The sequence below is a fragment of the Oleiphilus sp. HI0117 genome (genome assembly GCF_001635235.1).
Map to the genome: position 1 here is coordinate 1 of NZ_LWGA01001378.1, position 449 is coordinate 449.

Below are 449 nucleotides of genomic sequence, written 5' to 3' on the forward strand. Positions count from 1 at the left end.
ACTTGATGAGCAGTACGGCTACATCCGTATCACTCAATTTCAGGCACAAACTGGTAGCGACTTCGCCAAAGGCCTTAAAAAGCTTCAAGATGAAACTGAAGAACTTGCAGGCTTAGTTATTGACTTAAGAAACAACCCTGGAGGCGTACTTCGTGCTTCAGTAGAAGTTGCCGACCAGTTGATTGAAGAAGGTCTCATCGTTTATACAAAAGGCCGTGCTAGCGAAGCCGATTTAAGCTTTAACGCGACACCTGGTGACGATGCTAATGGCATACCCATTATCGTTCTTATTGATGGAGGCTCCGCATCAGCTTCTGAAATCTTGGCCGGAGCACTTCAAGATCACAATCGGGCAGTCATAATGGGAACACAGAGCTTCGGCAAAGGCTCTGTACAGAACGTCATGGCTCTTGATGCTGAATATGGGCTTAAGCTAACAACTGCCCGCT

Annotated in this window: 1 protein-coding gene; it reads left to right on the forward strand. The window is 46.8% G+C overall.

Translation table 11 applies throughout. The features are described 5' to 3' along the window. Window positions 1-449 (forward strand): S41 family peptidase (locus tag A3757_RS23550; protein WP_231878371.1); only part of this gene is annotated, 449 nt, incomplete at both ends.